The sequence below is a fragment of the Campylobacter sp. JMF_01 NE2 genome (assembly GCF_027737365.1).
In the GTDB taxonomy this organism is placed as follows: Bacteria; Campylobacterota; Campylobacteria; order Campylobacterales; family Campylobacteraceae; genus Campylobacter_B.
This window is the reverse complement of the sequence record NZ_JAOVTR010000002.1, coordinates 291,580-314,456: the sequence shown is the minus strand read 5'-3', so window position 1 is coordinate 314,456 and position 22,877 is coordinate 291,580. Positions and strand designations below refer to the sequence as shown.

General features: G+C 41.0%; 19 protein-coding genes. 12 read left to right on the top strand and 7 right to left on the bottom strand.

Translation table 11 applies throughout. From position 1 onward, the window contains the following. Positions 1 to 3: 3 nt before the first annotated feature. From purL to OFO01_RS04785, 4 genes are all read left to right on the top strand, one after another. On the top strand, positions 4 to 2,196 hold the full coding sequence (gene purL / locus OFO01_RS04800; RefSeq protein WP_270859055.1) for a phosphoribosylformylglycinamidine synthase subunit PurL: 2,193 nt from the start codon (positions 4 to 6) through the stop codon (positions 2,194 to 2,196). A gap of 2 nt (positions 2,197 to 2,198) precedes the next feature. Continuing rightward, complete coding sequence (locus tag OFO01_RS04795; protein WP_270859054.1) at positions 2,199 to 3,101, top strand: DnaJ domain-containing protein; 903 nt, start codon at positions 2,199 to 2,201, stop codon at positions 3,099 to 3,101. 32 nt (positions 3,102 to 3,133) lie between these two features. Then, positions 3,134 to 4,666 (top strand): bifunctional phosphoribosylaminoimidazolecarboxamide formyltransferase/IMP cyclohydrolase, encoded by a 1,533-nt coding sequence (gene purH / locus OFO01_RS04790; RefSeq protein ID WP_270859053.1) that lies wholly within the window; start codon positions 3,134 to 3,136, stop codon positions 4,664 to 4,666. Positions 4,667 to 5,122: 456 nt separating this feature from the next. Continuing rightward, positions 5,123 to 6,874, top strand: a complete 1,752-nt coding sequence (locus OFO01_RS04785; protein ID WP_270859052.1) for a hypothetical protein — start codon at positions 5,123 to 5,125, stop codon at positions 6,872 to 6,874. Between the two features lie 373 nt (positions 6,875 to 7,247). On the opposite strand, the gene OFO01_RS04780 is transcribed toward OFO01_RS04785, so the two are convergent. After that, complete coding sequence (locus OFO01_RS04780; protein WP_270859051.1) at positions 7,248 to 7,514, bottom strand: hypothetical protein; 267 nt, start codon at positions 7,512 to 7,514, stop codon at positions 7,248 to 7,250. 178 nt (positions 7,515 to 7,692) lie between these two features. On the opposite strand from OFO01_RS04780, the gene OFO01_RS04775 reads away from it, so the two are divergent. Continuing rightward, positions 7,693 to 8,757: an acyltransferase family protein gene (locus OFO01_RS04775; protein WP_270859050.1), complete on the top strand. Its 1,065-nt coding sequence runs from the start codon at positions 7,693 to 7,695 to the stop codon at positions 8,755 to 8,757. A gap of 53 nt (positions 8,758 to 8,810) precedes the next feature. Here the strand turns inward: OFO01_RS04775 and OFO01_RS04770 are convergent, their stop codons facing one another. Continuing rightward, complete coding sequence (locus OFO01_RS04770; protein ID WP_270859049.1) at positions 8,811 to 10,148, bottom strand: sodium-dependent transporter; 1,338 nt, start codon at positions 10,146 to 10,148, stop codon at positions 8,811 to 8,813. A gap of 26 nt (positions 10,149 to 10,174) precedes the next feature. Continuing rightward, a complete protein-coding gene (locus tag OFO01_RS04765) occupies positions 10,175 to 11,527 on the bottom strand; it encodes a sodium-dependent transporter (protein WP_270859048.1) in 1,353 nt (450 codons plus the stop codon). A gap of 128 nt (positions 11,528 to 11,655) precedes the next feature. Here OFO01_RS04765 and thyX point away from each other — a divergent pair, with 128 nt between their 5' ends. Further along, a complete protein-coding gene (gene thyX, locus OFO01_RS04760) occupies positions 11,656 to 12,276 on the top strand; it encodes an FAD-dependent thymidylate synthase (RefSeq protein ID WP_270859047.1) in 621 nt (206 codons plus the stop codon). Between the two features lie 495 nt (positions 12,277 to 12,771). Here thyX and OFO01_RS04755 read toward each other — a convergent pair whose 3' ends face one another. After that, positions 12,772 to 13,560: a hypothetical protein gene (locus OFO01_RS04755; RefSeq protein ID WP_270859046.1), complete on the bottom strand. Its 789-nt coding sequence runs from the start codon at positions 13,558 to 13,560 to the stop codon at positions 12,772 to 12,774. A 229-nt stretch (positions 13,561 to 13,789) separates the two neighbouring features. On the opposite strand from OFO01_RS04755, the gene OFO01_RS04750 reads away from it, so the two are divergent. Continuing rightward, the gene (locus tag OFO01_RS04750; protein WP_270859045.1) at positions 13,790 to 13,933 is read left to right on the top strand and encodes a hypothetical protein; all 144 of its coding nucleotides are present in this window, start codon (positions 13,790 to 13,792) and stop codon (positions 13,931 to 13,933) included. A 3-nt stretch (positions 13,934 to 13,936) separates the two neighbouring features. On the opposite strand, the gene ccoS is transcribed toward OFO01_RS04750, so the two are convergent. The 3 genes from ccoS to radA are packed head-to-tail and all read right to left on the bottom strand — an operon-like array spanning position 13,937 to position 17,935. Next, positions 13,937 to 14,161, bottom strand: a complete 225-nt coding sequence (gene ccoS / locus OFO01_RS04745; RefSeq protein WP_270859044.1) for a cbb3-type cytochrome oxidase assembly protein CcoS — start codon at positions 14,159 to 14,161, stop codon at positions 13,937 to 13,939. After that, a complete protein-coding gene (locus OFO01_RS04740) occupies positions 14,158 to 16,542 on the bottom strand; it encodes a heavy metal translocating P-type ATPase (RefSeq protein ID WP_270859043.1) in 2,385 nt (794 codons plus the stop codon). Before OFO01_RS04740 ends, ccoS begins: the two co-directional genes overlap by 4 nt. Positions 16,543 to 16,585: 43 nt before the next feature. Then, positions 16,586 to 17,935, bottom strand: a complete 1,350-nt coding sequence (radA, locus tag OFO01_RS04735; protein ID WP_270859042.1) for a DNA repair protein RadA — start codon at positions 17,933 to 17,935, stop codon at positions 16,586 to 16,588. A 145-nt stretch (positions 17,936 to 18,080) separates the two neighbouring features. Between radA and brnQ the strand changes: the two genes are divergently transcribed. From brnQ to OFO01_RS04710, 5 genes are all read left to right on the top strand, one after another. Further along, on the top strand, positions 18,081 to 19,397 hold the full coding sequence (gene brnQ / locus OFO01_RS04730) for a branched-chain amino acid transport system II carrier protein (protein ID WP_270859041.1): 1,317 nt from the start codon (positions 18,081 to 18,083) through the stop codon (positions 19,395 to 19,397). Between the two features lie 163 nt (positions 19,398 to 19,560). Then, complete coding sequence (locus OFO01_RS04725) at positions 19,561 to 21,249, top strand: acetolactate synthase large subunit (RefSeq protein WP_270859040.1); 1,689 nt, start codon at positions 19,561 to 19,563, stop codon at positions 21,247 to 21,249. A 9-nt stretch (positions 21,250 to 21,258) separates the two neighbouring features. Continuing rightward, positions 21,259 to 21,729, top strand: coding sequence for an acetolactate synthase small subunit (ilvN, locus tag OFO01_RS04720; RefSeq protein ID WP_270859039.1), 471 nt, complete (start codon positions 21,259 to 21,261; stop codon positions 21,727 to 21,729). Positions 21,730 to 21,737: 8 nt separating this feature from the next. Further along, on the top strand, positions 21,738 to 22,691 hold the full coding sequence (gene lpxD, locus OFO01_RS04715; protein ID WP_270859038.1) for a UDP-3-O-(3-hydroxymyristoyl)glucosamine N-acyltransferase: 954 nt from the start codon (positions 21,738 to 21,740) through the stop codon (positions 22,689 to 22,691). 9 nt (positions 22,692 to 22,700) lie between these two features. Continuing rightward, the gene (locus OFO01_RS04710; protein WP_270859037.1) at positions 22,701 to 22,856 is read left to right on the top strand and encodes a hypothetical protein; all 156 of its coding nucleotides are present in this window, start codon (positions 22,701 to 22,703) and stop codon (positions 22,854 to 22,856) included. Positions 22,857 to 22,877: the final 21 nt, after the last annotated feature.

Genomic DNA, 22,877 nt, shown 5'->3' with positions numbered 1-22,877 from the left:
AAAATGGATAAAAAAACCATTGCGGCACACAAAATCAGCGAAGACGAATATGCGAAAATTTTAGAAATTCTAGGGCGTGAGCCAAATTTGCTAGAACTTGGCATTTTTTCGGCTATGTGGAGCGAACACTGCTCATATAAATCAAGCAAAAAATACCTAAACGGCTTTCCGACCAAGGCTCCATGGGTCATACAAGGTCCAGGCGAAAATGCCGGTGTCATCGACATTGGCGGTGGCATGGCGGCTGTTTTTAAAATGGAAAGCCACAATCACCCCAGCTACATCGAGCCGTTTCAAGGCGCAGCCACAGGTGTAGGCGGAATACTGCGCGATATTTTCACAATGGGTGCAAGGGTTGAAGCAAATCTAAATTCACTTCGTTTTGGCGATGTCGTGGGAAATTCCAAAACAAATCGCTACCAAAGATATTTAGTCAAAGGCGCAGTTAGCGGTATCGCACACTATGGTAACTGCATGGGAATCCCTACGATAGGCGGCGAAACGACATTTGATAGCAGTTTTAATGGAAATATTTTGGTAAATGCCTTTGCTCTTGGAATTGTAAAAAGTGATGAAATTTTCTACGGCAAAGCAGAAGGCGTGGGAAACTCAGTCATCTATGTAGGCTCAAAAACAGGCAGGGACGGGCTTGGTGGAGCCGTTATGGCAAGTGATAGCTTTAACGATGAGAACAAATCTCTTCGCCCAACCGTGCAAGTTGGCGATCCGTTTGCCGAAAAGCTTTTAATGGAAGCTTGTTTGGAGCTTTTTAAGACTGACTATGTCGTGGGTATCCAAGATATGGGAGCAGCGGGTCTTACTTCAAGTAGCTTTGAAATGGCAGGACGAAGCGGAAGCGGTATGAAAATGCACCTTGATCGTGTCCCTATGCGTGAAAGCGGTATGACGCCGTATGAGCTAATGCTAAGTGAAAGCCAAGAGCGAATGCTAATTTGCGCGAAAAAAGGTTGTGAAGATAAGATAAAAGAGATTTTTGCGAAATGGGATTTAGACGCAGAAGTCATCGGCGAAGTAACCAATACCGGTAAAATGGAGCTTTACTGGCATGGCGAGCTAGCTGGCGAGATTCCAATCGAGCCTTTAAGCGAAGCAGCACCTGTTTTAGACCGCCCTACAAGACGCCCAGCGTATTTGGACGAAATCGCAAACCAAAATTTATGCACATGCTCTGATAAATTTGACATAAACGCCGATTTCGACAAGGTTTTTTCGCACCCAGATGTGTTAAATAAATCACTCATTTACGATCAATATGACGCAAATGTCGGGCTAAACTCAGCCAAACGCCCGGGCAAACTAGGCGCTGCGGTAATGAGAGTCAAAGAAAATGGCGCAAAACTCGCAATCGCTATGGATTGCAACACTCGCATGAACTATATTGATCCTTTCACTGGCGCGGCTCTTGCTGTGGCTGTGAGCGGACGCAAGGTAGCCCTTAGTGGCGCGACACCGCTAGCGATTACTGACTGCCTAAACTACGGCAATCCGCAAAACCCAGAGGTTATGTGGCAGTTCGCACAGGGCGCAGAGGGTATCAAAGAGGCCTGCAAGGCTCTAAATACGCCAGTTGTGAGTGGAAATGTGAGCTTGTATAACGAAACAGAGGGCGTGAGTATCCAGCCGACCCCTGCGATCGTAACCGTGGGCGTAAATAACGGCGAGATTATCCCTAGCGATTTCACTCAGGCTGGTACTAGCGTCTATTTGGTGGGCGATACACACGGCGTGTTTTCAGGTTCGCTGTATCAACAAGCCGTAAAAGGCGCAATCGGAGGCATGCTACCGAAACTAGATTTAGCCAAAGAGCGCAAACTTTGGGATTTTGCGATTAAAGCAGGCCAGCAGGGCGCATTGCGCTTCGCAAACTCCGTAGGAATCGGTGGCGTGGCAATCACCCTAGCCAAAATGGCGTGTGTGGGTAAAATGGGTGGCGAGTTTAAAATGCCGTGCGATGATGAGAGAGATATTTTCGACGAGAGCTTTACGAGGGCTGTTTTTGGCGTGAGCGACGAGGCGAAATTTGAAAGCTTAGCGCGCGAAGCAGGGCTAAATTTCGTAAAACTAGGCATTACTGGCGGTAAAATTTTCCAAATCAATAGTATTTCGCGCGATTTGGGAGAGTTGAGCGAAATTTATTTCAACGAATTTGCAAAAATAATTAGAAGCGAAGATTAATAGTGTCGAGTATTTTTTATCTATTTTTGGCTTTTTTGCTTTATCATTTTATAAAGGGATTTATAAGCGGTCTGGGCGGAAATTCCGGCTATGAGAGAAAAGAGCCAAAAATGAGCCTTGAAGAGGCGAAAATTTTAATCACCCTAACTGCAAAGGTCGCCAAAAGCGACGGCGTGGTAAATGAGACAGAAGCCACGATGATAGGCGAGATTTTGGACGATTTAGTTCGCAAAATGGGCGGTGGCGAAAACGAGAGAAAACTTTTGAAGCAAGTTTATAAGATAAACAAAGACAAAGAGCACGATATCTACTCTCTCGCGTTTCATTACAATCAAAAATTTCACCTAAGTTCGAGCCGAAAAGCGGCGCTAATTTATTTTTTCTTAAACATAGCCTATATCGATCGCTCATTTAGCGAGCAAGAGCGAGATATAATCGCCAAAATCGCACGCGGATTTGGTATGCCGTCTCATGTGGTAAGTCAAATTTTTGCTATGTTTGAGGCGAGCTATTATGGCACATACGGCGGTTCTAGCCAAAACTACGACAACCGCGGACGCGGTGGCTACCAAAATAGCCGAAATTCTGGCGGTTATGGCGATAGTCGCAGTGGCAGTTATGGCGGAAATTACGGCGGCGGATATCAAAATTCTAGCTCTGGTGGCGGATATGGTGGCTCTGCGCGAAATACAAGCTCGAAAAAAGACCCTTACGAAGTCTTGGGCGTGGATAAGGGTGCTAGTTTTGGCGAAATAAAGAAAAAATACCGCGAACTAGTCAAAAAATACCACCCAGATATTTTAATGGGCAAGGGCGCAGATGACGAGATTATCCAAGAAGGCACGAAAAAGCTTCAAGAAATCAACGAAGCGTATGAGAGCCTAAAAGAAAAATTCGGCGAGTAAAATTTAAAAATTTCAATTTATAAGGAGTGAGCATGAGAGCGTTAATCAGCGTTAGCGACAAAGACGGCGTAGTAGAATTTGCAAAAGATTTGGCAAATTTGGGTTGGGAAATTTTAAGCACGGGTGGCACTTATAAGCTACTTTGCGAAAACGGCGTAAATGCTGTGGAAGTGAGTGCTTACACAGGAAGCCCTGAGATGTTTGAAGGCAGAGTAAAAACTCTGCACCCTAAAATTCACGGCGGAATTTTACACAAAAGGGACGACAAAAATCACGCCGAACAAGCCCTAAAACACGGCATTGGCGGGATTGATTTGGTTTGCGTGAATTTATATCCTTTCAAACAAACCACGATTCGCACAGATGATTTTGATGAGATTATCGAAAATATCGACATCGGCGGACCTGCCATGGTGCGCAGTGCCGCGAAAAATTTCAAAGATGTTTTGATAGTAACGGACATTTTGGATTATGATTTAGTTGTGGAAAAAATCAAAGCAAAAGCCGATGATTTGGAATTTCGCCGAAGCCTTATGATAAAGGCCTACGAGCACACTGCCGCGTATGATAGCATGATAGCAAACTATATGAACGAGCGATTTAACGGCGGTTTTGGTGCTAAAAAATTTATCACAGGCTCAAAAGTTTTTGATACAAGATACGGCGAAAACCCGCACCAAAAGGGCGCGCTTTATGAATTCGAAAACTTTTTTAGCCTAAATTTCAAAGCTCTAAAAGGCGAAGCAAGTTTTAACAATATGACCGATATTCACGGCGCAGTCATGTTAGCAAGTAGCTTTGGCGAAGCCCCAGCAGTGAGTATCTGCAAACATGCAAATCCGTGCGGGTTTGCCATAAAATCAAATTTGCTAGAAAGCTACACCGAAGCGCTTAAATGCGACCCTGTTTCGGCTTATGGTGGCGTAGTGGCGATAAACGGCACACTTGATAGAGCGTTAGCAGAGAAAATCAATGAAATTTTTGTGGAAGTCATAATTGCAGCCAATGTCGATGACGCCGCGCTTGAAGTCTTTGCAAACAAAAAACGCATTAAAATTTTCACGCAAGAGAATAAATTTTTAATGCGCGAAAATGATAAATATGACTTTAAATTCATAGACGGCGGATTTGTCTATCAAGAGCGCGACTATGTGGGTGCTGATGAGGTCAAAAATGCCAAATGCGTTACTAAGCGTTCGGCGAATTCTGGCGAATTTACCGATTTGCAAATCGCTTGGCAGGTCGCAGCTCTGACTAAATCAAACTGCGTTGTGTATGTGAAAAACTCGGCAATGGTAGCGATCGGCATGGGTATGACAAGCCGTGTCGATGCTGCGCGCGCAGCTGTGGCAAAAGCAAGGGATTTGGGGCTTGATTTGCAAGGTTGCGCACTGGCTAGTGAAGCGTTTTTCCCTTTCAAAGATAGCATAGAAATCGCTAATGAAGTGGGCGTAAAAGCCGTAATCCAACCAGGTGGCTCAATCCGTGATGATGAAGTCGTCGCTGCGGCAGATGAGTTTGGTATGGCGATGTATTTTACGGGAATTCGCCACTTTTTGCATTAAAATATTATTTGCAATTAAACGAGCCTAGCTTTTTCGCGGCGTGGGCTAGGACAGACGAGTTAGTCTAGTCCGTCGCTCACTCCGTGAAAAATCGTCGGCATTTGGTTATCAAATTTAAGTTGAATTTGCCGAATTTGTCATTGCGAGAGCCAACGGCTCGAAGCAATCCAGTAAAATTTATAATTTGCAAGAATTTCAAATTTTAAAATTTCAATAGAGTTTCAAATTTTACAATTGTGATAAATTTTAAAATTTAAAATTCTTTTGAATTTTTCAGATTGAAACGCCTCGTATGGTCGCCTCCTTTCCAACCCTATGCTACTATACTTGAAATCAAAGCGTAAATTTCGCCTATGAATTGCCACTTTTTTACTAAATTTAAAAAAAGAGGGGGGTATAATGGTTGGTTTGATTTTAACTACAAAACAAAATAGACAAATTTACTAAGGAGAAAAGATGAAAAAGCTATTTTCATTTATGTTAGCCAGTGCGCTGTGTGCTGTGCTTATGGGATGCGGTGATGAGGATAAAGGCTCATCTGCAACGACTACAAAAACCGAAAAGGCGGTAGAAAAGGCGGTAGAAAAACCGGTCAAAAAGAAAGGCGACCCGCTAAAAGACGCCAAAAATGATGTCGAAGCGATGAGATTAAAAGATTTTATAGCTTTGGTTTTAGATAGTGGTTGCGATGTTTCGCCGACAGCAGCACAAAGCCTAGGAGCTGACTATGAGTTCGACTATAACTTCCATAAAACTACGCTTGCTTGTGAGGGAAAATTTAAGAAATTTAATAATATAGTGAAGAAGTGGGATTTAAATAAAATCAAAAAAAATCATAAAGATTACCCAAAATATGTTTATAGAAGAGTGAATTATATAAACGAATACATAGATAAAAATGGCGAATTTGGTTCGCTAAAAGATATGCTTTATACTTCTAGTAAGAATAAGGTAATAATAAGCGATGACGAGATTGTGATTGATGATATACTCTATTATAAACTTGATAGAAAAAATTCTACCCTTATTATCGGTCCTATTGCAGATGAATCCGATGAAGAAAAGCTTATGAATTCTCAACTGGAAGTTGCTTTTTACCAATACTTCATAGACAAGGGCACGGATTTTCCATTGTCGATAGAGGGTGATAATATCGTGGCTAAAATTGACCTAAACGCAAAAGAAAATGCGAAAAAAGAGGTCGAGGCGATGAGCTTAAAAGAGTTTTATAAATTTTATAAAAATGGCGGTTGCGATACATACAAAGAATTTTTAAATCACAAAGCCAAAATAGCTTGCGAAGAGAAATTTAAAACACATAAAGATAAATTAGATGAAGTAATAAAGTGGCAGAAAGATTACCCATTTGCTTCCGATGAATGGTTTTTGTATAATTCTTCTTTGCCGTATATAAATGATTATGTCATAGCAAACAAAAAATTTGGCAATCTCGAAGATATGATAAATACAATTACAAATAAAGAAGAATTCAAAAAACAATTAGAAGCAACCAATGGTTTTATGCTTGTTGAGGGTTTTTTAGGATTTAGCAAAGCAGATATGGATAGTAAAAATCTAACGATAACCATACATACCCCAGGTAAAAATACTGCGATAGAAATGATAAAGAGTTCTATAAAACAAAGAATCGAGAAAGAAAAGCTTAAAGATGAGCCAAATGCCGAAAAGCTAAAAAGCTTAGAAGAAAATCTTGCAAGATTCTCAAGTGCCGAAGGGCTAAAAGAGTTTGATGAAACTTTTGAGGATGATTTATTAAGAGAAGTAGCAAGTGAAGTTGCTATCGAAGAAGGTGCGCTAAAAACCATAGTCCAAGCAACGACAAAAGATGGTAAATTTGTAGTCAAATTCCCATTTGACGATACCAAAGCTATTTCGGATGTGGCTAAAAAATATGCTAATGAAATTTTGCCTATCATAGATGACATAAGAAAATATTATCAAAAGCATAAAAAATTTCATACAGATATAAATAAAATGACAGACAAATATGTAAGCGCTAACAAAGATAGTTTTTATATTGTTTTAGATGGTTATTGCGTGGATGGGAAGTTAGATAGAGCAAATGCGACATTAACACTATCGCAATCGCAGAGATATGGTAAATCCGCCAAATGCAAAAAAATCCTAGCCAATGAGAGTATGGCAAATATCATGTCTGAAAACGGCGGAGTTTATAGCCTTAAATAAAGGATTTTAGCTCCGGTATGGTGGGCATTTTTGCCCACCGAAAACTCAGCTATTAACTCTCATTACGAGGTGTGAAACGCCGAAGCAATCCAGGAAAATTTCAAAGAATTATTGATAGTTAAATTTTAAACCTTTTGTAACGCTGTTTTATGCTTGCTCGCAATGACACGAAATTTGCTTGATTTGTCATTGCGAGAGCCAACGGCTCGAAGCAATCCAGAGAAATTTAATGGTAGTTTTATACTTGCTTTCATATCCGATAAATGCTTCTATTACTTGGCGGTGTTTTTTAAGAGAAATATTTGGCTAAAATTTGAAATTTAATAGGCAAAATTTTAGCAAATTTTGCCTATTGCAAAAGAAAATTTGGGTTTTAAAGAGATGAACCAAATCCAAGTGCGGCTATTAAAGCAGGACTAGTTGCAAAAGCGATAATTAACAAAATCCAAGCTATTACTGCGACAAGTATAGAGGATTTGCCTTTTACGGCACCAAATGTTGCGACTAGGGCGCAAATAAATGCAAGCGGAACAAATACAATTCCAAGAAAAAAAATCCCTAAAATAGCAAAAATAATGGCTAAAATTCCTGCTACATTGCTACTATTTTTCTGGACTATGACTATTTTTTCATCTGCCATGAAAAACTCCTTAATAAAAAATAAGTGCTTATTCTACCCCCCCCCCCTTAAACTGGGCTGAAAATTTTGCCGTGTAGGCGCAAAATTTTACTTTTTTAATTTTGCATTAATTAGATTTTAACCGATAAAATAAGATAATTATCGTTTTGTAAAATTTTTAAAGGAGGTTGTGGTATTTATGAATTTCTTATCATTGCCCAATGCTGGGCGACAAAACGAGTTGGATATAGCAAGGGGTCTTGCTGTAATCTTTATGGTGCTAATCCACTGCGTGGAATACTTCTACAACGGCGAAAATTCCGTGTTTTTCAAGGTCGCAAACTTCCTAGGCTCACCGCCTGCTGCGCCTGTTTTTATGTTTATTTTGGGTTGCGGTATTGTCTATTCTAGGCGTTCTGCGCCGGGGCTACTTTTTAAGCGTGGCGTGATATTTTTGGTGCTATCTTATGTCTTTAACGCGCTTGTGTATGTGCTTCCATACTACATTAGCTCTAAGCTAAACGATGACGCTGAAATTTTCGAAGAAAATTGGACGCAGATTTACGATGCGGACATTTTGCAGTTTGCGGGACTTGCGTTTATATTTTTTGCGCTAATGAAAAAGCTAAATTTATCAAATTTAGGCTATCTCATAGTGGGAATCATCTGCTCAGGTGCTGCAATGTATCTAGGCGAGAATTTAGCAGAGTTTGAATCTGACGCAATGTTGGCAGTAACAGGGCTATTTTGGGGCACACATGAGGGAAGCTATTTTCCATTTTTAAGCTGGATTGCCTACCCGATAGCCGGATATTTATTCGCTGATATTTTAATCTACACTCGCCCAGAAGATAAAGGCAACCTATACACAAAACTAAGCCTTATTTGCGCGGTTATCTTTATCGCCTCGGCTGTGGTATTGGCGAAGTTTTATGCGTGGGACGATATGATGGACGGCGATCCATACTACCACCAAAACATATTTTTTAACATAATGTTTATCGCCTTTGTTTTGGCATGGATTGGGCTAATGTATCTGGTAGCCAAAGTGCTTCCAAATATCATTATGTCGTGTTTAAAAACGATAAGTGTGCTTGTAACGCCGTTTTATGTGTTGCAATACATTTTTATAATTTATATTGCCGTGCTTGTTTTTGGCGACGAAGCAGAGTGGGAAATGACGCCTGTGCTACTAATGTTTGTAGCTGTGAGTGTGCTATCATACATCGTGGCGGTAATCTACTCAAAAATTCGCAAAGCATAAAAAAAGGCTACCGAAATTTCGGTAGCCCAAATTTTAAATTTTACTCTCCAAATTTAGCTAAAAAATAGCAAATTTACCATTATTATAATTATCGCAAATGGCGCGATAAATCTTAGCGAAAAATACCAGATCTCAAACGCACCCTTGCCCATATCCTCGCCAAAAAACTCCGCTAAAAGGGATTTTTTCATCACAAATCCGACGAAAATCGCCGAACTTAGCGCGCCAAGAGGAAGCATGATATTTGAGGTCAAAAAGTCTAAAATATCGAAAAATCCCTTGCCAAAAAATGTAAAACTCTCGCCAAATTCCGCGTTCATTGATAGCGTGCAGCACGCTCCTAGCGCGCCTACGACTATGCCTGATAACCCACACGCTCTATTTCTAGAAATGCCAAAATGATTGACAAGATATAAAATAAATGGCTCTATCATCGAAACCGCGCTCGTAATCCCAGCAAAAAACAGCGACACAAAAAACAAAATCGCTAAAATTTGCCCCATAAAGCCAAGCTTAGCAAACATCGTGGTAAGCGATACAAACACCAATCCTGCGCCCTGAGATGGGCTAGCATTAAATTCGAAGATAAATGTAAATACGATTAGCCCCATCATTAGCCCGATTGCGATATTGATAAATACGATATTTACACAACTTTTCACTAGCTTTACACCCTCTCCTAGGCTAGCAGCATACGCAGCGATACAGCCAATCCCGATACAAAGGGTAAAAAGTGAAAGCCCAAGCGCGTCTAGCACGCTAGCGACGGTGATTTTGGAAAAATCAGGCGTGAATAAAAACTTCACCGCCTCGCCAAATCCGTCCATAAAAACCGCATATCCTAGCATTAAAAGCAAAAGCACGAAAAGCAGGGGCATCATTATCAAATTTAGCTTTTCTATGCCACTTTTGATTCCGCGCGATACCACAAAAAGTGTCAGCACAAGCCCTAGCGCATAAAATGCAAGGCTTGAAAATAGCGAGTGTGAAATCACGCTCCCAAAGAGTGCGCCAGCCTCATCTACTGAGGCAGGAAGCGCGCTAAAACCGATGAAAATGTATCTCATAACCCAGCCAAGGATTACGAGATAAAATGACAAAACAAAAATTCCGCCCACTATGAAAATTCCAGCGAATTTCCACTTTTCGCCGTTTTTGGGGTCGAGATATCTATACGCGCTAGGCAAATCGGCTCTGCTAATGCGCCCAATCGCCATTTCGGCTAAAAATAGGCTAAACCCAATCCCAAGCGTGAGTACGAGGTATAAAAGCACAAACGCGCTTCCGCCGTTGCTACCGACTAGGGTTGGAAACTTCCACGCATTTCCAAGCCCCACAGCACCGCCAGCGACCGCTAAAACAAAGCCGATTTTGCTAAATTTATCGTTCATAATCTTTCTTTAAATTTCAAATTTGACTATCCAAAATTTACGATTCCAAGCTCTCTTAGCGCGATTACAAAAATCGCAAGCGGAGATACCACGCGAAGTAGGACATAGTACCAAATTTTAAATCCGAAATCTCCCATATATGGCGAAAGTAGGGCATAAACGCCGTCTTTTTTGATGACATATCCTACGAAAATGACGATGATTAATCCGCCAAGTGGCATTAAAATTTTAGATGTCAAATAATCCAGTGCGTCGAAAAACGGCTGTCCTGCGATGACGAAATACTCGCTTGTCGCGCCATAGTATCCCAAAATGCAGGCAATCCCTAGCACATAGGTAAATACAAAAACCGCCACGCAAGCTTTCGCGCGAGAAAATGCGCGGGATTTGACTAGGTAATAAACAGCTGGTTCGATCATCGAAATCGCTGAGGTAATGGCGGCGAAAAGTAGGGTTAAGAAAAACGCAAACGCCAAAATATGCCCAATAAAGCCAAGTTTGCTAAATAGCACGGCAAGGGAGACGAAAATCAACCCAGGACCTGATTGGGCTGGATCGCCGTTAAATTCGAAAATAAATGTGAAAACAACAAGCCCCATCATAACGCCAATCATTACATTGATTAAAACGATATTAATGCTCGAAGTTAGGATATTGGTGCGCTCTGGCAGGCTTGCAGCGTATGTCAAAATCGTAGTTACGCCAAGGCTAAGTGTGAAAAACGCTAATCCTAGCGCGTCAAGCACGCTTTGTGAATTTAGCGCGCTAAAATCAGGCAAAAGCAAGAATTTTGCGCTTTGTGCGAATCCGTCGAAGCTAGCCGAATACAAAACCATAAGCACAAGCAGGATAAAAAGGCTAGGCATCATCCAGATATTTAATCTCTCAATTCCGTTTTTGATACCCTTTGAGACGATCAAAAAGCACACAAGCGACATTATCGTAAAGCAGATAATCGCTACAAGCGGTGAATTCGAAATCAAAGCGTTAAACATCGCACCGCTATCGTCTAAATTTTGAGGTAGTGAGAAAATCGATGTGGCTGTGTATTTCAAGATCCAGCCCATTACGACGCTGTAAAATGAGTAAATCAAAAGCGCAGTAATCATCAAAAATCCAGCCTTGCTCCAAAGCTCTTTGTTGCTAGGGGCAAGTCTTCGGTAGCTATCGACTGGATCGCTCTCGCCAAGGCGACCAATGGTGATTTCGCCGATAAAAATGACAAAACTTACCAAAAATGTGAGCAAAAGATAGAGCAAAATAAATGCGCTACCGCCGTTTTGACCTACGAGTGTGGGGAATTTCCAAGCGTTTCCAAGTCCCACGGCTGAGCCTGCGACCGCCAAGATAAAACCAATGCGTGTGAATTTGTCGTTCATGCTTTTCCTTTTGGTAAAAAATTTGCCAATTTTAACAAAATTTAGCTTACATTAAGCCTTTTAAATTTGAATATATTTGCAAATTTTGGCTAAAATCACGCGTTATAAAATTTAATCAAGGAAAATTTATGGAAGTAAAACTTTTGAATTTCACGCCACTTTGGGTATGTTCGAACGCCATAAGAACTTGTTGGCAAAGCTTCGAGCGGGGCGATAACGGCGGCGAAAAGGACTTAGCACTAATCAACCGCGTAGGAAATGAAATGAAGCACTCATCTACGCTCGAACACATTTTTTATAATTTTTATATCAAGGGCATCTCGCGCGCGCTTTTGCAAGAGTTAGCGAGGCATCGCATGGCAAGTCTGAGCGTGAAATCCACCCGCTACACGCTAAAAGAGCTAAGAAATGAGCCTGAAATCACAAGCGATAGCGCCGCAAAATACATCGTGCTAACAGGCAACGACGCTGTCGATAGCGCAAGCATAAAAGCTCTAAATAATCTAAGGGAAATTTTAGGCGCAAACACTAGCCTAGATATCGCAAAATACTGCCTGCCAGAGTGCTATAAAACCGAGCTATCGTGGAGTATAAATGCTAGAAGTCTGCAAAATTTCTTGTCATTGCGTTCGTCAAAATCGGCATTGTGGGAAATCCGTGCGTTGGCAAATGCGATTTATGAAGCACTGCCACAGGAGCATAAATTTATCTTCGAGCATTGTATGTATAAGGGAAGTGGCGAAATTTAGGAATTTGTTTAAATTTGGCAAATTTTGCTTAATCTGTCATTGCGAGAATTTTGCGTCAGCAAAATTCGTGGCAATCTACGAGCAAAAATCACCAAAACACAAATTTTGTGTCATTGCGAGCGAAGCAAAGCAGAGTAATTGGGGCTCCTTTCCCCCTTACAAGAAAGCAAAATTTCGCATAAAATTCAAAAAAATCGTTCAATGCTAAATTTAGGTTGAATTTTGAATTTAAATTTCTCTGGATTGCTTCGAAAACTTCGTTTTCTCGCAATGACATTTTATGTAAATTTAATTTCGGTCAGTATTTTAAAATACCGAATTTATTAAATTCTTAAATTTAAACTCAAATTTGATAGTTTGGGTTTAAATTTGCAAAATTTTACCAACTGTTTATGTTTATTATTTGTAGCCTTGTTTCTAGCTTGTCTAGCTCGATTTGAGCAACTGCTTCTCTACTCATTGTGTCTCCTTAAAAATAAAGTTTTATTAAATTTTTTATGCAAAATATTTTTTTTGAATATAATCTATGTTTATATTTTTCTTATCTAAAAACCACTTTTTGATTTCCAAATAATCTTTTTTATCAAAAATACACACCATATAAAATTTGCCACGCAAAACATTTATATTGTAAGCCCAACCATTTCTTTGTGGTTCATCAATTATAATTACTGGAAATATCGTAAAATCTTTTAAGCTTTTTTTGATAATTAAATAAAAACATACTTTCAAAAATATATTTGTTAAAAAACACAAAAATATAAAAAATAAGCCAATAAATTTAAAAGCAACAAGCGTAATCATAAAATAAATTGTAATGCCAAATTTAACATTTTCTCTATCGCTACACCAAAATGGCTTACAAATAATATCTCTCAAATTCGCATTTGCAGATGAATATTGTAATTTCTCAAATTCGTAAAATTGAATAAATTTGTTTGTAAAATGAATTTCTGCTTTTCTGCGTATCGAAAAAATATAATATCCAATCGAAAAGCCAAATAATACAAGTAAAAATAAAATAATGTTTATTACGCCTATGTATTCACTAATTTTTGAAATTATTTCATCATCTGGCTTATATGTAATATATCCATAAACAAAAATATATATATTTAAACAAGCAATAAAAGATAATAAAGCCGAATTTTCAAACAATACTCCATTAAAAATTTGATGATAATCTTTAATAATTATCGGCTCTTTGTCGTAATCTCTTTGAGTTGAATTTGTATTTGAATTTTTATTTCTAACATTTTTATTCCAATTCTCCAAATTTTCCAATTTTAATCCTTTTATAAATATTTAGTCATTGCGAACGAAGTGAAGCAATCCAGCAACAGTGAAGCTGTTTTTAGAATTTGCAGTCACTTTAAATTTTACTGGATTGCTTCGGCGATAAATCGCCTCGCAATGACAGCAAATTTACATGCCTTAAATTTTATGCTCGTAGATTGCTTCGGCGTTTCACGCCTCGCAATGACAGATTTAACAAATTTGCTCGCCATTGTCATTGCGAGAATTTTGCGTTAGCAAAATTCGTGGCAATCTACGAGTAAGAAATTTCGGCGCAGTATTTTTGCAAAATTTCGGCGCAGTATTTTTGCAAAATTTCAGAGCAGTATTTCCGCGAAATTTAAGTGGAATTTTACTCTAAATTTCAACTATCCAAATTTTCTTTTTTTCGCCTTAACGCCTCTTTGCGTTTTTCTTCCATTTTCACAGCTTCGTTGAGTGCGTCCTCGCCGTCGAATTCCGTCCCGCCAAGAAATTTAGAATAATCATCGAATTGATGATTTTTCAGCGCCCACAAAAGCCCGCCTAACACGCAAAATCCAAGTATTAGCGAAATCGTAACCATAGTCATTAGCACGGCGTTACTCATAGTTTTATCCTTCTTAAAAGCATTGAGTTTGCGACCACGATTACCGAGCTTAGGCTCATTGAGAGTGCCGCAAACAGCGGGATTGCGTATCCCAAAAACGCAAGCGGAATCGTGATTAGGTTATAAAGTAGCGAAATAGCGATATTTTGGCGGATTTTACTGTCTGTTTTGCGCGCGATACGCATGGCGCGCACTAGGCTCGTCATATCGTCTTTGATAAGCACGACATCGCTTTTTTGCACGCTAAGATTCGCGCCACTTCCTAGGCAAATCCCAGCGTGAGCAAGGCTAAGCGCGGCCGCGTCGTTTATACCATCGCCTACCATTACCACTTTTTTGCCCATTTTAGCGAGGTTTTGGATATAGCTAGCCTTTTCGTCTGGCAAAATTTGCGCGCCAAATTTCACTATTTCTAGCTCACGCGCTATCGCACTGACGGCGTTTTGGTGATCGCCGCTGATGATATGAAGCTCGTAACCTAAATTTTGTAGCGTTTTTATGGCCTCTTTGCTATCATTTTTAAGTGGCGCAAGAAGCCAAAATTTGGCTAAAATTTGCCTATTTTGCATGAAAAAATACTCGCTTAAATCCCCGCTAGCGACATTTGCGCCAAGCTCGCACATAAATTTCGCGCTTCCGCCATAAATTTCATTTTCGCCAAATTTCGCGCTAAGACCCTTGGCTGGGTGGTTTGTGATATTTTCTAAATTCGCAGGCGCAAATTTTGCAAATTCGCCCGAATTTAAAAATTCAAGCACAGCCTCGGAAATAGGGTGATTTGAGCTTTGCAAAAGCCCTTTTAGCGCGCCGATATCGCAACTAGGCGAAATTTCGCTTTTTTTGACGATTAGCGCAGAGCTTGTGAGTGTGCCTGTTTTGTCAAAGACGATAGTATCGGCTTCGGATAGGATTTCTAGCATTTTGGCCTCTTTGAAGATTATGCCATGCCTTAGTGCCACAGAGATCGCGCACAGCGTCGCAATCGGCGTGGCAAGGGCTAGGGCGCAAGGGCAGGCGATGATGATGACGCTAACGCTGATTAGTAGCGCGCTTGCAAAGCCTGCTTTGGCATACCAAAACACAAACGCCACAAACGCCACGGCTATGACAAAAATCGAAAAATAGCCTGAAATTTTATTAGCCAAAATTTCAAATTTTGGTTTTTTTAGATTTGCGTTTTCTAAAAGCTCGACGATTTTGCTTAGCAATGAGCCCTTAAAATCGGCATTTGCGCGGTATTTTAACGAGCCAGATAGGCAGAGTGAGCCTGATTTGATTTCATCGTTTTTGCTTAGCGATACTGGGATACTCTCGCCCGAAATGCCCGAATAATCGAAACTTCCCTCTCCACTGCTTACCACTCCGTCGATTAGGACGCGATCGCCTTGGTTTATGAGAATTTCATCGCCGATTTGCACCTCGTTTGGGGATTTATTGGCATAGCTTCCGTCTGGTCTTAGCGTGCAAACCTCGCCAAGAAGCATATTTGAAAGCGAGCTTAAATTTTCGCCAGCCCTTTTTTGGCTTAAAATTTGCAGATATTTTCCAGCAAAAACAAAGGTGATTATCATCGCTACGGATTCGAAATAGACCTCGCCATTGCGCGAAAACATAACATAAAGCGAATAAATATAAATTACCAAAGCCCCAAGCCCAACGAGCAAGTCCATATTTGGGGTGCGAGTTTTGAGCGCATAAAATGCACTCTTAAAAAATACCGCGCCAGTATAAAAAAGCACAGGCGTAGCTAGGATAAACTCAGCAAAGTGCAAAATATCCTTCGTGCCCTGCTCGATCCCCGTGAAATACCCGCCATACAGCGCGATTGAGATCCACATTATATTCATAACGCAAAAAATTCCAACCAAAAGCCTAGCGTAAAATTCCCTGCGTTTTGCCGTGTCTTTGGCGTTTTGGGTGTTTGTGTCATAAGGGTAGGCATCGTATCCAATCGAGCGGATTAAATTTAAAATTTCGGCTAAGGATATTTGCTCTTCGTCCCAGACAATGCGCGCTTTGTGCGAGGCTGCGTTTAGGCTTACTTCGATTATGCCGGTGGCGTTATTTAGGATTTTTTCGTTTAGCCAGACGCACGCCGAGCAGTGAATTCCGTCGATTAAAAGCGAAATTTGGTTAAATCCGTCTTTATCTTTGGTGACATAGTTTTTGTAAATACTGCTAGCTGGTCCCTGAATTTGGGCATTTTGTTTGGCTGGGCGCAGAGTATTTTTGCCAAGGCGCTCGTAAAATTCGCCCAAATTTTGCCCCTGCAAAAGATAATAGACATTTTTGCACCCATTACAGCAAAACTTATGCCCCGCCTCATCGCTAAAAAGCTCCGCGCTCTCAAACGAGCCGTGGCAGTGATCGCATTTTTCCATTGAATTTGTCCGTCCAAGAATTTCGCGCGATTATAGCATTTTTTTACATCCAATCAAGGATTTGCGAAATTTCCGTGGCGTGAAAAATTTTAAGCCCTAGCGAATTTTGCGGTTTCATCGGCGAGATTATGTTTTTAAATTTTTGCAAACTAGCCTCTTTTATGCGCGCATCAAGGTTGAAAATTTCGCGAATTTCGCCATTTAGGCTAACTTCGCCAATAAATGCGCTCTCTTTGCTAAGCGGGCGGTTTTTAAAGCTACTTACGATTGCAGCGACCACGGCTAAATCGCAGGCGGTTTCGGTGATTTTGACCCCGCCGATGACATTTACGAAGACATCGTATCCGCCAAGACCAATTTCAAGCTTCCTATCCAAAAGCGCTAAAAGCATATCGAGGCGGTTTTTATCATATCCTGTGGCAGAGCGTTTGGGATACGAGCTTTCGCAAACTAGGGCTTGGATTTCGACAACAAGGGCGCGTGAGCCTTCCATAGTCACGGTGATTGCTGAGCCTGAGGCAGGTTTGGTGCGAGTGAAAAATTTACTTGCGACATCCTTTGCGCTAATTAGCCCTTTTTCGCTCATTTCAAAAATCCCAACCTCGCTAGTAGAACCAAAACGATTTTTAAAACCACGCAAAATTCGAAGTTCCTTGCTCGCGTCCCCCTCGAAATACAGCACCACATCGACCATGTGTTCTAAAATCCTAGGCCCTGCGATCGAGCCTTCTTTGGTGATATGCCCGATGATAAAAATGCTAATTCCGCGCTCTTTTGCAAGTCGCATTAGCTCAAAAGTGATCTCGCGCACCTGCGTCACGGAGCCTGGGGCTGATGAAATTTTGTCGCTATAAAGGGTCTGGATACTATCAATGACGACACTTTTGTAATTTTTGCTTGAAATTTCATCTAAAATCGTGTTTAAATTTATCTCAGTTAGCAAGAATAAATTTTTGTTGATTGCGCCTAGGCGGTCGGCTCGCATTTTGATTTGGCTGGCACTTTCTTCGCCACTGACATAGAGTGCGGGCGAATTTGGGCTGGCTAAATTTGCAGCGATTTTGAGCAAAAGCGTGGATTTGCCAATCCCTGGACTTCCGCCAATTAGCACGAGTGAGCCCTCTACAAGCCCGCCACCTAAAACCAAATTTAACTCAGCGTCTTTGGTGTCTATGCGCACGACATCTTCGATTTGGATTTCATCTATTGCTTTTGCGCCACTCGCGCCTCTTTTTTGCTCTAATTTTTCTATCTCTTTTAGGGTTTTAATCTGCTCGGCTTTAAGCTCCACGAAACTATCCCATGCGCCACAATCAGGGCATTTGCCAAGCCATCTGGATTGTTGATTTCCGCAGTGTTGGCACTCGAAAAGTGTTGATTTTGATTTTGCCATTTTGTTTTACCTTGATAAATTTATTAAATTTCGCGCGATTATAGCAAAAATTTTTGCCTTAAATTTTTAGTAAAAATAAAATTTAAATGAAATTTAAATTAAATAATGAGAAAATGAACGGTTAAATTTTTGATAAGGAGATTTCATGGACAGAAAGCTTACTAAAAAAGAGTTTTTTACCATTGCTTTAATGCTTTTTGCTATGTATTTTGGTGCTGGAAACTTCATTTTTCCGCCGATTGTGGGCAAAAACGCAGGCGATAACTTTTTCGTGGGAATTATGTTTTTTTGCTGTGCCGCGATTTTGATTCCAGTCCTTGGCGTCGCAGCCGTGGCTAAATCAAAGGGCTTGGCAAATTTAGTCGAGCGCGTAGATCCTGTGTTTGCGCTGATTTTTACAGTCGCATTGTATCTGACTATCGGACCGCTTTTTGCGATACCGCGTGCTGCAAATATGCCATTTGATATCGTCGTGCGCGAAAATGTCGCCGAAACATCGGTGCAGATGTGGCTTTTGATCTATTCAGCTGCGTATTTTGCGCTAAATTTTGTTTTGTGCTTAAATCCATCAAAACTCGTTGATTTGCTCGGACGCTACCTTACACCTGTGCTTTTGATTTTGATTTTGGGGCTTTTCGTATCGTCGTTTTTTACCCCTATGGGCGAATTCGTCGCTCCAAACGAAGCGTATAGAGATCACGCAGTCGCAAGTGGTTTCGTCGATGGATACCAGACTATGGACGCTTTGGCTTCACTAGCCTTTGGTATCATTATCGCAAATGCGATGAGAGCGCGCGGTGTTAGTGATGAGGGACATATCGTCGTATCTATGATAAAAGCAGGTATGTTTGCGGGCGCACTTTTAGCCGTGATTTATCTGATGATTTCATATCTTGGTGCGAGTGCGGCTAGCCTTTTCCCTGATGTAACAAATGGCGCACAATACCTTAGCAAAATCAGCCACTATCTTTTTGGCAGTGTCGGTACAGCCTTGCTAGGGCTTGCATTTTTCCTAGCCTGCCTTACTACGACTTTGGGTTTGATTAGCTCATGTAGCCAGTATTTTGAAAATTTGGTCAAAGGCAAAATTCCATACAAAGCGTGGGTTGTGATACTTTGCCTCGTATCATTTGGCGTGGCAAATTTTGGACTTACAACGATTATTAGCGCGAGTATCCCTGTGCTAATCGCGATTTATCCAGCTGCGATTATGCTTATAATTTTATCGCTAATCGATCCGCTAATCGATACAAGCAAGTTAGTTTATAGGGCTTGCGTGTATGCGAGCTTCGCTGTGGGTATCGTAAATGGACTAGATGTCTTAAAAATCAAAATTCCAGGTATTACTAATTGGGTTAGTAGCTTTCCATTTTATGATGCTATGCTTGGTTGGATTGTGCCTAGCGTAGTGGCTTTTGTGATTAGTTTTTTGATACATATCCTTACGAAAAAATCATTTTAACCAAATTTAGGCTTGCGCGCGTTCGCAAGCCTTTTTAAATTTTGCCTTAAATTAATCAAATTTCTTACAAAAATATAAAATTTAATCAAATTCTTTAAAAAATTCTTAGAATTTAATCTAAAAAATAATAAAATATCCAGTCATTTCATAATTAGGATTGAACATGGAGAAATTAAACGGTTCGCAGATGATTATCGAGGCGCTTCATCAAGAGGGCGTTGAGGTAGTATTTGGATATCCTGGTGGCGCTGCGCTAAACATATATGATGAAACATACAAACAAACATATTTCAAACATATCCTGGTGCGCCACGAGCAAGCTGCGGCTATGGCGGCTGACGGATACGCGCGTGCTAGCGGAAAGGTCGGCGTAGCTATCGTAACAAGCGGTCCTGGTTTTACAAATGCAATCACAGGCCTTGCTACTGCGTATGCAGATTCTATCCCAATCGTGCTAATTAGCGGACAGGTTGCTGGTTCGCTTATCGGAACTGACGCATTTCAAGAGATTGATGCGGTTGGAATTTCAAGACCATGTGTCAAACACAATTTCCTAGTAAAAACCGTTGAAGAGCTTCCAATGGTGCTAAAACAAGCATTTTATATCGCGCGCTCTGGCAGACCAGGTCCTGTGCATATCGATGTGCCAAAGGATGTTACGGCTAAACTTGGCGAGTTTATCTATCCAGATGAGATAAAAATGCAAACATATCGCCCGACTTACAAAGGCAACGCAAAACAGATAAAAAAAGTAGCAGAGCTAATAATGGCGGCCAAACGCCCGATAATTTATATCGGCGGTGGCGTGATTTTAAGCGAGGCTAGCGAGGAAGTAAGACAGCTAGCACATATCACGCAAATCCCAGTAGTAGAAACCTTAATGGCACTTGGCGCGATGAGAAGCGATGATGAGTTAAATTTGGGCTTAGTGGGTATGCATGGAAGCTACGCAGCCAATATGGCGCTTAGCGAAACTGACCTTATAATCTGCCTTGGAGCGAGATTTGATGATAGAGTAACTGGAAAACTCGAAGAATTCGCTAAAAACGCAAAAATTATCCATGTCGATATCGACCCAAGCTCGATTTCAAAAATCGTAAATGCACATTTCCCAATCGTAGGCGATGTAAAATCTGTCTTAGCAGAGCTAAATCCTAGATTAAAGGACGAAGCAGAGCCTGCAAACTACGCCAAATGGCGCGAACAAATCAAAATTTATAAAGAAATTCACCCGCTAAAATACACAGATAGCGATGAGGTTTTAAAACCACAATGGGTAGTGGAAAAAACTGGCGAGATCGCAAGTGATGACGCTATCATCGTTACAGATGTCGGACAGCACCAAATGTGGGTAGCGCAGTTTTATCCATTTAACCGCCCTCGCACGCTTCTTACAAGCGGTGGGCTTGGCACTATGGGATATGGCTTGCCTGCTGCAATGGGAGCGAAAGCTTACGCTGGCGAGAAAAGGCAGGTTATAAATTTCACAGGCGATGGCTCAATTTTGATGAATATCCAAGAGCTAATGACGCTTAGTGAAAATAATCTTGGTGTAGTAAATATCATACTTAATAATAATTTTTTGGGTATGGTTAGACAGTGGCAAAGTATGTTTTATGGTGCGAGATTTTCATCGACAGATCTTAGCAAACAGCCAGATTTCGTAAAACTTGTAGAGAGCTTTGGCGGGCTTGGATTTAGCGTTAGCACAAAAGCTGAGTTTGAAAGCGCGCTAAAAACTGCGCTTGAAAGCAATAAGGTTTGTTTCATCGAGGTTAAAGTCGATCGCTTCGAAAATGTTTTCCCAATGGTGCCAGCAGGTGGCGCGCTATATAATATGATATTTGAATAGGATTTGATTATGAATAGTATAAAAAGAATTATTTCAGTCATAGTTTTGGACGAACACGGCGTGCTTTCTCGTATTTCTGGGCTTTTTGCAGGGCGTGGATATAATATCAACTCCCTAACCGTCGCACCTATCCCAAATACAAATTTATCTAGGCTTACGATTGTAACCTTGGGCGATGAGCGCATTATCGAGCAGATTACGAAGCAACTTCACAAGCTAATTCCGATTTATAAAGTAATCGAGGAAGCAAATTTTGTCGAAAAAGAAATGGTTTTAATCAAAATCGCATTAAATGAAAATTTAGCCGGACTTGACGCTTTGCTAAAAGCGTATAACGGCTCTATCGCAAACAGCGACGAAAACCATATCGTGCTTATGGCGTGCGATGATGCTGATAGAATCGAGAGTTTTTTAAAGACCGTGAAAAAATACAACCCAATCGATATCGTCAGAAGCGGTAGCGTCGCACTTGATATGTAGGAGAATATATGAAACTTTCTGAAATTGTTAAAATTTTAAGGATGGATTTTGCGAGTTTGGGGATCGAAGATGCCGAAATTACAGCGATAAATTCACTGCAAAATGCAAGCGGAAGCGAACTTAGCTACTGTGATAGCGAAAAAAATGAAAAATTTATCGCAGATAGCAAGGCGTGCGCGGTTTTGGTGAAAAAGGGCGTCGAGGTTCCAAAAAACATAATCAAAGTCGAGTGTGTAAATCCACACCTAGCCTTTGCGATACTAAGCAAATATTTCGCAAAACCGCTTATTAGGGAAGCTCGCCCAAGCGCGATAGCTAAAAGTGCGCAAATTGCAAAGGGCGTTTATATCGGCTCAAATACCCAAATCGGCGAGAGAGTCGTAGTCTGCGCTGGTGCGTATATCGGCGATGATGTCGTTATCGGCGATGATTGTGTGATACACCCAGGGGTCGTGATTTACAATGACACGATTATAGGGGCTCGCTGCCATATCCTAGCAAACGCAGTTATCGGCTCGGACGGCTTTGGCTACGCGCACAGAAGCGACGGCACGCATGTTAAAATTTATCACAATGGAAATGTCGTGCTCGAAGATGAGGTCGAAATCGGTGCGAATACCACGATAGATAGGGCGGTTTTTGGCTCTACGATAATTTCATCTTGCACCAAAATCGACAATCTAGTCCAAATCGGACACAACTGTGAGCTAGGTCAAAACTGCCTAATCGTCTCACAAGTGGGACTTGCAGGATCAACTATACTTGGTAGAAATGTCGTCCTTGGCGGTCAAGCAGGCAGTGGCGGACATGTCAGAGTAGGGGATTTCGTCCAAGTCGCAGCCAGAGGCGGGATTAGCAAAGACCTGCCAGCTGGTAAAAATTTCGCCGGCCACCCGATAATGGAGCTAAAAGAGTGGTTTAAACTCCAAGCCAAGATCGCGCGATTTTTCAAAGATAAATAAGGATTAAAAATGACGCTAGAAGAGTTAAATGATACAATCGCTAGAATTTTGCTAGAAAGCCCCGAGCTTAGGGGTTGTGAAGTGGAAGTCGTGGGCGAGAAAAAACACGAAATTTTCGCAATCTATGTCGATGAAAACGCCAGAAAAATAGTCGTAGAAATCTAAATTTAGCCCAAAAATGGGCTA